At 42.8% G+C, this 8,537-nt stretch carries 9 protein-coding genes; all 9 read left to right on the forward strand.

The window, feature by feature from the left end:
- Window position 1 precedes the first annotated feature (1 nt).
- Genes tmk through CYP05_RS04085 form a run of 9 tightly spaced genes read left to right on the forward strand, consistent with a single transcriptional unit; the run spans window position 2 to window position 8,449 of the window.
- Complete coding sequence (tmk, locus tag CYP05_RS04045; RefSeq protein WP_103642066.1) at window positions 2-589, forward strand: dTMP kinase; 588 nt, start codon at window positions 2-4, stop codon at window positions 587-589.
- A 29-nt stretch (window positions 590-618) separates the two neighbouring features.
- Window positions 619-1,845 carry a histidine--tRNA ligase gene (hisS, locus tag CYP05_RS04050; RefSeq protein ID WP_103642067.1) on the forward strand — a complete coding sequence of 409 codons (1,227 nt, stop codon included), beginning with the start codon at window positions 619-621 and terminating at the stop codon, window positions 1,843-1,845.
- On the forward strand, window positions 1,842-3,677 hold the full coding sequence (gene speA / locus CYP05_RS04055; RefSeq protein WP_103558040.1) for a biosynthetic arginine decarboxylase: 1,836 nt from the start codon (window positions 1,842-1,844) through the stop codon (window positions 3,675-3,677). The genes hisS and speA overlap by 4 nt, the downstream gene beginning before the upstream one ends.
- Window positions 3,678-3,688: 11 nt before the next feature.
- Entirely contained in the window at window positions 3,689-4,867 is a 1,179-nt protein-coding gene (locus CYP05_RS04060) for a pyridoxal phosphate-dependent aminotransferase (protein WP_103642068.1), read from the forward strand.
- On the forward strand, window positions 4,867-5,070 hold the full coding sequence (thiS, locus tag CYP05_RS04065) for a sulfur carrier protein ThiS (protein WP_103642069.1): 204 nt from the start codon (window positions 4,867-4,869) through the stop codon (window positions 5,068-5,070). Before CYP05_RS04060 ends, thiS begins: the two co-directional genes overlap by 1 nt.
- 7 nt (window positions 5,071-5,077) lie before the next feature.
- On the forward strand, window positions 5,078-5,929 hold the full coding sequence (thiF, locus tag CYP05_RS04070; RefSeq protein ID WP_021084616.1) for a sulfur carrier protein ThiS adenylyltransferase ThiF: 852 nt from the start codon (window positions 5,078-5,080) through the stop codon (window positions 5,927-5,929).
- Window positions 5,930-6,694: a thiazole synthase gene (locus tag CYP05_RS04075; protein ID WP_103642070.1), complete on the forward strand. Its 765-nt coding sequence runs from the start codon at window positions 5,930-5,932 to the stop codon at window positions 6,692-6,694. It begins immediately after the preceding gene.
- Window positions 6,694-7,848, forward strand: coding sequence for a 2-iminoacetate synthase ThiH (gene thiH, locus CYP05_RS04080; RefSeq protein WP_103642071.1), 1,155 nt, complete (start codon window positions 6,694-6,696; stop codon window positions 7,846-7,848). Before CYP05_RS04075 ends, thiH begins: the two co-directional genes overlap by 1 nt.
- Window positions 7,841-8,449 (forward strand): thiamine phosphate synthase, encoded by a 609-nt coding sequence (locus CYP05_RS04085; RefSeq protein ID WP_103642072.1) that lies wholly within the window; start codon window positions 7,841-7,843, stop codon window positions 8,447-8,449. The genes thiH and CYP05_RS04085 overlap by 8 nt, the downstream gene beginning before the upstream one ends.
- Window positions 8,450-8,537: the final 88 nt, after the last annotated feature.

The following is an 8,537-nucleotide window of genomic DNA, read 5'->3' on the forward strand; positions in this document are numbered from 1 at the left end:
AATGTATGTTTTGTTTGAAGGCATTGACGGCGTTGGCAAGAGCACGCAGATAGAAATTTTAGCTTCTAAATTTAGTGATGCCATCGTCACAAAAGAGCCAGGTGGCACAAAGCTTGGTGAAAATTTACGTGAAATTTTACTAAGCTCAAGCATCAAAATAGGCAAAAGGGCTGAAATTTTACTCTTTTTAGCTGACAGGGCTGAGCATTTTGAAAAGCTGGTCGCTCCAAATTTAGGCAGGCTCATTTTAAGCGACAGAGGCTTTATCTCGGGTATCGCCTACGCTTTGGCAAATGATGAAAGCTTAGATGAAAACGTGCTTTTAGAGCTTAATAAATTTGCACTAAATGATAAATTTGCAGACAAGATAGTCTTTTTTGAAGCAAGTCATGAGCTTATAAGCACGCGCTTAAAAGCAAGAGGCACAAGCGATAAGATCGAGGCTCGTGGGCTAGAGTATCTTTTTAAAGTGCAAAGCCTGATGAAGCAAATTCTTATCAAAAATGGCTTTGAAACGCTTTTTATAGACGCATCTAAAAGCATAGAGCTAATTTCAAAAGAGATAGAAAATTTTATAAATTTTAAGTAAAATCACAAAAAAATAAAAAGGATAATGCGATGATAACGGCACTTCGTGGCATGAAAGATATGCTTCCAGCTCGCGCAAAACTTTACGCACAGATAATCAAAACCTGCGAGGAAGTCGCAAAAAACTACGGATATGAGCAAATTTTGACCCCACACCTCGAGGAGACGGCGCTTTTTAAAAGAAGTGTCGGCGAGAGCAGTGACATCGTGGGCAAAGAGATGTATCAGTTTGAAGACAAAGGCGGCAACGACGTTTGTTTGCGTCCTGAGGGCACAGCTGGCGTGGTTAGAGCCTTTATCGAGGCAAAACTTGACAGGGCAAACGTGACAAAACGCTGCTTTTATCATGGCTCGATGTTTCGCTACGAGCGCCCACAAAAAGGCCGCTTGAGAGAGTTTCACCAGTTTGGCTGTGAGTGCTTTGGCGAAGGCAGCGTCTATGAGGACGCGAGCATTATCTTGATGGTGAGCGAAATTTTTAACAGACTAAATATAAAAACAACCCTAAAGATCAACTCGCTTGGCGACGAGAGCTCGATGAAGTCTTACAAAGAAAAGCTTGTTAAATTTTTAGATGAAAACGACAATAAAATTTGCGAGGACTGCAAAAGACGTAAGCTTTTAAACCCTATCCGCGTGCTTGACTGTAAGATTGAGAGCTGCCAAGAAATTTATAAAAATGCTCCAGTTATCACTGATAGCCTAAGCTGCGAGGCGCAGGCTGATTTTGCAAAACTGCAAGAAATTTTAACGGCAAATGACGTTAAATTTGAGATAGATACTAAGCTCGTTCGTGGGCTGGACTACTACTGCAAGACAGCGTTTGAGTTTATCAGCAACGAGATCGGCTCACAAAGCGCAGTCGCAGGTGGAGGCAGATATGATAGGCTCGTTGAATATCTTGGCGGTAGAGCAAGTTATGGCGTTGGCTTTGCGATGGGCGTTGAGAGGATAATGGAAATTTTAGGTGAAGCTGGGGATGAGCGAGACGGAGTTTATCTTTGCGCGCTTGATGCGGCAAATGTTGATTTTATCTATAATCTTGGCTCAAAACTTCGCAAAAAATATCAGGTTGAAATTTCTTATGAAGCTAAAAAACTTCAAAAACATCTGCAAAATGCCGACAATAAAAATGCAAAAATTTTCCTTTGCGTGGGCGAAAATGAGATGAAAGAGAATAAAATTTGGTATAAAAATTTAGAGACCAAAGATGAAAAAACGATAAATTTAGATGAGCTTGAAAAGGAGCTGGGATGAATGATTTTGGACTTAGCATTTGGGGCAATTCAAATTTTGTGATAGAAGATGGCAAAGTCTGCATAAACGAAGCTAGCAAGCCAGCGATCATCGACATCGTAAAAGAGATAAGAGACGATGGCTACAGAGGGCCGCTACTACTTCGTTTTCCGCACCTTATCCAAAAGCAGATCGAGCAGATCCACGCAAGCTTTGCAAAGGCAAAGAAAGAGTTTGCCTACAAAGGCAGCTTTAACGCCGTTTTCCCGCTTAAAGTAAATCAATATCCAGGCTTTGTAAAAAACCTAGTTCGCCTTGGCAAGCCCTACAACTACGGCCTTGAGGCTGGTAGCAAGGCTGAGCTACTTCTAACTATGGCTTATAACAACGACAAAGCGCCTATAACAGTAAATGGCTTTAAAGATAAAGAGATGATCAATATAGGCTTTATAGCCGCTGAAATGGGGCATAATATCACGCTAACGATCGAGGGCTTAAACGAGCTTGAAGCGATAATCGCCATCGCAAAAGAGCGCTTTAAACCAAAGCCAAAGATCGGACTTAGGGTAAGACTGCACTCGACAGGCTCAGGACTCTGGGCAAAAAGTGGAGGCATACACTCTAAATTTGGCCTAACATCAACCGAGCTAATAGAAGCTGTAAAGATGCTAAAAAAGGCAAATTTACTTGAAAACTTCACGATGATACACTTTCACATCGGCTCTCAAATAAGTGAGATCCACCCGCTCAAAAAAGCACTCATCGAGGCTGGCAACATCTATGCTGAGCTTAGAAAAATGGGCGCAACAAATTTAAAGGCGATAAATTTAGGCGGTGGCCTAGCGATTGAATACTCGCAGTTTAAAGAGGAGAGCAGCAGAAACTATACGCTAAACGAATATGCAAACGACGTTGTTTATATGCTTAAAACCATAAGCGAGCAAAAAAAGGAGATCGAGCCAGATATATTTATAGAGTCGGGTCGCTACATCGCCGCTTCTCACGCGCTTTTGGTCGCTCCTGTGCTTGAGCTATTTTCTCAAGAATACACCGAAGAGAAGCTAAATTTAAAGAAAAACAATCCAAATTTAATAACCGAGCTAGTTGATCTTTATAAATCAATCAAACCTTCAAACGCCCTAGAATACCTGCACGACGCCATCCACCACACAGAAAGCATCCTCACGCTCTTTGATCTAGGCTATGTCGATCTGCAAGATAGGTCAAACGCAGAGGTGCTTTTAAGGCTCATTAGCAAAAAGGCTGTCGTGATGCTTGGTAATAAGAGCAACTCAAGCGATCTAACTAAAATTCAAAAAGAGGTTCAAGAGAGATACCTGCTAAATTTCTCGATCTTTCAAAGCTTGCCAGACTTTTGGGGACTAAAACAAAATTTCCCTATCATGCCACTTGACAGGCTCGATGAGCGCCCTACCCTGCCAGCTTCGATCTGGGATATCACTTGCGATAGCGACGGCGAGATCAGCTATGACGACGAGAAAAACCCACTGCTTTTGCACGATGTGGATGTTGAGAAGGAGGATTATTTCTTGGGATTCTTCCTGGTTGGCGCATATCAAGAGGTGATCGGCATGAAGCACAACCTCTTCACTCATCCAACAGAAGCTACCGTGGAGATAACGAGTGATGGCTACAAGATTACAAATTTACTAGAGAGCCAGTCGATCCTTGATATCATGGAGGACATGGACTACGATATCTACGAGATACAAGACACTCTAAATGAGCGCCTAGAGAAATCAACTCTGATAAATGAAACACAAAAGAAGCAAATTTTGGGCGAACTTTATCTATTTTTAAATGACAATAGCTACTTAAAGACAATCAACTAAAAAGGACGAAAATGCAACTAGCAAACAGAATGCAAACATTGAGCGAATCAATCACAATCGCGATCAGCACAAAGGCCAAAGAGATGAAGGCTGCTGGCATCGACGTGATCTCGCTTTCAGCTGGTGAGCCTGACTTTATGACTCCAAAAAAGATAAGAGATGCTGTAAAAAACGCACTTGATAACGATAGCAAAAGCGGCAAATATACGCCAGTACCAGGTTTGCCTGAGGTTATAGACGCCATTAGAGCAAAGCTAAAAAGAGATAACGGACTTGACTATAAAGCAAATCAAATCGTCACAAACATCGGCGCAAAGCACTCACTTTTTAATGTATTTCAAGCACTTATCAACCCAGGTGATGAGGTCATCATCCCCTCTCCATACTGGGTGAGCTACCCTGAGATCGTTAAATTTTGTGGCGGCGTGCCTGTCTTTATCGAGGCGGACGAGAGCACAAATTTCAAAGTCACAGCCGAGCAGCTAAAAAAAGCAATCACACTAAAAACAAAAGTCTTTTCGCTAAATCACCCGACAAATCCAACTGGAGCTGTATATACAAAAGATGAGATCGCGGCATTTGGCGAGGTTTTAAAGGGCACTGACATCATCATCACAAGCGATGAAATTTATGAAAAAGTGATCTACGGCAAGAAATTTCACGCAGTTGCCTCGGTAAGCGAAGATCTTTTCAAAAGAACGGTCACGATAAACGGACTAAGCAAGTGTGGCGCGATGCCTGGCTGGAGATTTGGCTATATCGCAAGCTCGATGGACTGGCTAATTGCTGGCATCAAAAAGCTTCAAAGCCAAAGCACAAGCAATATTAGCTCGATCGTGCAAATAGGCGCTATCCCATCGCTTCTTGGCGAAACTGATGAAGACATCGAAAACATGAGAAAAGAGTATGAAAGAAGACGCGACGTGGCAGTTGAGATGATAAATGCTATCCCTGGGCTAAGCGTAGTTAAACCTGATGGCGCGTTTTATCTATTTGTAAAATGTAAAGACGTAGATAGCGACTCACTTAGATTTTGCAAAAAGATGCTTGAAGAGGCGAACGTAGCGACTGTGCCAGGCGTGGGCTTTGGTATGGATGGATACTTTAGAATTTCTTTTGCGACAGACATCGAGAGCATAAAAAAAGCGATCGAGAGGATCGCAAATTTTGTAAAAAGCTACAAAATTTAATGATCAAATTTAGAGTAAATGGCAAAATTTTTGAGCTTGAAAACGATATGAGCGTTTATGATTTTTTAGCTCAAAATGGCTATGAGCTTAAATTTATAGCCCTTGAGAGAGACGGAGAAATTTTGCCAAAAAAGCTTTGGCGTGAGAGCTTCATGAGCGAGGGTAAAGCTTATGAGATCGTCACTTTAGTTGGCGGTGGATGAGGAGAAAATGATAGAGATTGTATTAAATGGCGCAAAATTTAAAGTGCCAGTAAAAAGCCTTAGCGAGCTAAAAGAGCTTGCACTTGGCGATAAAGAGAGTGAAATTTATAAATTTTTAGAGAAATTTAATGCGACAAAGCCAGACATTTTTATCGTTGATGGCTTTGCTATAAAAGAAGATAGCGAGCTAAAAGATGGCTCAAACGTCGTATTTATAAGGCGTGGCGTGATGCCTGAGCGTGAAGTTTTACGCGCTATGATCGCCTCACGAAACAGCCCTGAGCTAAATTTAGCCCTAAGCAAAGCGGTGATCGGCGTGGCTGGACTTGGCGGCCTTGGCTCAAATATCGCGCTAAGCCTTGCTAGAGTTGGCGTAAAAAAGCTAGTACTTGCCGATTTTGATGTCGTTGAGCCAAGCAATCTAAACCGCCAGCAGTATTTCGTCCGCCACATCGGCTTAAAAAAGACACAGGCGCTTAAAGAGCTGATAAATGACGTCAATCCCTTTGTCGAGGTTGAAACTCACGATATATTTTTAGATGAAAAAAACGTGGCTAGCGTCTTTGGCGAGTGTGAAATTTTATGCGAAGCCTTTGATAACGTCGCTGGCAAAGCGATGATACTAAATGAGGCAGGTGCTAGCCTAAAAGATAAAAAGATCATCGGCGCCTCTGGCATGGCAGGATACTTTAGCTCAAATCTCATAAAAACCATAAAATTTGCCAAAAATGTCTATCTTTGCGGCGACCTCACAAACGAGGCGAAGATCGGTCAAGGGCTCATGGCGCCACGCGTTGCGATCTGCGCAAATCACGAGGCAAATTTAGCCATTAGACTACTTATGGGCTTGGAGGCGTAAGTGCAAAGTGATAGTTTGATCCTTGGCGGTAAGGAGTTTCAAAGCCGCTTTATCCTTGGCTCTGGCAAGTACTCACACGAGCTCATCGACTCAGCCATAAACGAGGCTGGCGCGCAGATCCTAACCCTTGCTCTTAGGCGCATAAACGAGAGCAAAGAGCGAAACATACTTGACTTTATCCCAAAAGGTGTGACGCTTTTGCCAAACACAAGTGGCGCTAGAAATGCCAAAGAGGCCGTTCGTATCGCCCAGCTTGCACGTGAGCTTGGGTGCGGCGAGCTTGTTAAGATAGAGATCATAACTGACTCTAAATTTCTCTTTCCAGACAACGCTGAAACCATAAAAGCTTGCGAAGTCTTGGCAAATGACGGCTTTGTGCCGATGCCTTACATGTTCCCTGATCTAAATGCCGCAAGAGCGATGCTAAGCGCAGGAGCAAGCTGCATAATGCCTCTAGCTGCGCCCATTGGCTCAAACCAAGGGCTAGTTTTTAAAGATATTATTGAAATTTTGATAAACGAGCTTGATACGCAGATCATCGTTGATGCTGGCATTGGCAGGCCATCACAAGCGTGCGAAGCGATGGAGATGGGAGCGGCTGCGATCATGGCAAACACAGCCATCGCCTCATCTAAAAATATCCCGCTCATGGCAAGAGCCTTCAAAGAGGCCATCATCGCTGGTCGCAACGCCCATCTAGCAGGGCTTGGCGCAAAGAGCAAAAGCGCAAATGCCTCATCTCCGCTCACTGGATTTTTAGACTGATGAAATTTACAAGAACCGACCACATGCAGCTGCTACCTCACATGCAGGATGTTGGCAGCGACATTATGGATGAGATTTTAAAAGAGCGAGCTAGCTACAAGCCAGAAATTTACACCGAGGCTGACGTAAAAGCAGCTCTTAATGCAAAGCACTGCTCGCTTGAAAATTTAAAAGCCCTACTCTCACCTGCTGCAGCGCCATTTTTAGAGCCAATAGCCAAACTCGCTCAAGCAAAAACAAGGGCAAATTTTGGCTCAAACATCACGCTTTTTACCCCACTTTACATAGCAAACTACTGCGATAATCTCTGCGTTTATTGCGGTTTTAACGCCAACAATAAAATAAAAAGGGCAAAGCTAAGCGACGAGGAGATCACAAGGGAGCTAAGAGAAATTTCAAAGAGCGGCTTAGAAGAAATTTTAATTCTAACTGGCGAGAGCGAGACAAACTCAAGTGTCGCTTACATCGCAAACGCCTGCACTTTGGCAAAGAAATTTTTTAAAGTCGTTGGGGTTGAAATTTATCCGCTAAACTCTGATGGCTACGCCATGCTTCACAAAAGTGGCGCAGACTACGTGACCGTCTTTCAAGAGACCTACAATCCCACAAAATACGAGAAAATCCACCTTGGCGGCAATAAAAGGATATTCCCATACCGCTTAAATGCGCAAGAGCGAGCGCTTCTTGGAGGCATGAGAGGAGTTGGCTTTGCCGCACTTCTTGGCATAGATGACTTTAGACTTGATGCCTTTGCTACGGCACTGCACGCAAGCTTAGTTCAAAAAAAGTATCCGCACGCCGAGATCGCATTTTCATGCCCAAGACTTCGCCCTATCATAAACAACGACCGCATCAATCCACGCGACGTGGGCGAGCGCGAGCTTTTGCAAGTGATCTGTGCTTATAGAATTTTCATGCCAACAGCTAGCATAACGATCTCAACCAGAGAAAAGGCGAAATTTCGCGATAACGCCGTAAAGATAGCTGCAAATAAGATAAGCGCTGGCGTAAAAGTGAGCATCGGTGCTCACGGCGAAGAGAAAAAGGGCGACGAGCAGTTTGAGATAAGTGATAGCAGAAGCGTGGATGAGATAAAAGCAATGATAAAAGCAAACGGCCTAGAGCCCTTGATGAGCGAGTATGTCTATGTTTAAAATTCTCTGCGTGGCTGATTTTGAAAGCTATGAGGGCAATGACTTTTTAAAGAGGATTCAGCTACTTTGCAAGGCTGGCGTGGATGAAATTTTGCTTCGTGCAAAAAGGCTAAGCGAGGCTCAATTTTATGATCTTGCTAGGGTTGTGGCTCAAATTTGCGAAAACTACCGAAAGAAATTTATCATTAATCAATTTTTTGACGTAGCTTACAAGCTAAAGAGCGACTTTTGGCTCACTTCGGCGCAGCTTGAATTTTTTAAAAATCACGGCGTTTTTTTAGAAGAATTTAGAAAAATAGCCAAAATTTACGCCCCAGCTCACGACTTAGAGCAGGCTAAAATTTCAGCCACTATCGCTGACGTGCTCGTTGCTTCTCATATATTTGTTACCTCTTGCAAGGCTGGTTTAGAGCCAAAAGGGCTAAATTTTATAAGCGAACTAAAAAGCTTAGACAAAGAAATTTACGCACTTGGCGGACTAAACAACCAAAACTACAAAGAGGCCATAAAAGCTGGCGCAAGCGGCATTTGCTTCATGAGCCTAGCAATGAACGGCGATATAGAGCTTATAAAAAAGATAATAGAGAGCAAAAACGAGTAAATTTAGCTTTATTTGCATAAAATTTTACATACTATTTTATGTAAAATTGACAAATTTAAGTTAAATTTATCTAGGCACATTTGTCTTT

It is taken from the genome of Campylobacter concisus, from assembly GCF_002913545.1.
GTDB lineage: Bacteria > Campylobacterota > Campylobacteria > Campylobacterales > Campylobacteraceae > Campylobacter_A > Campylobacter_A concisus_AV.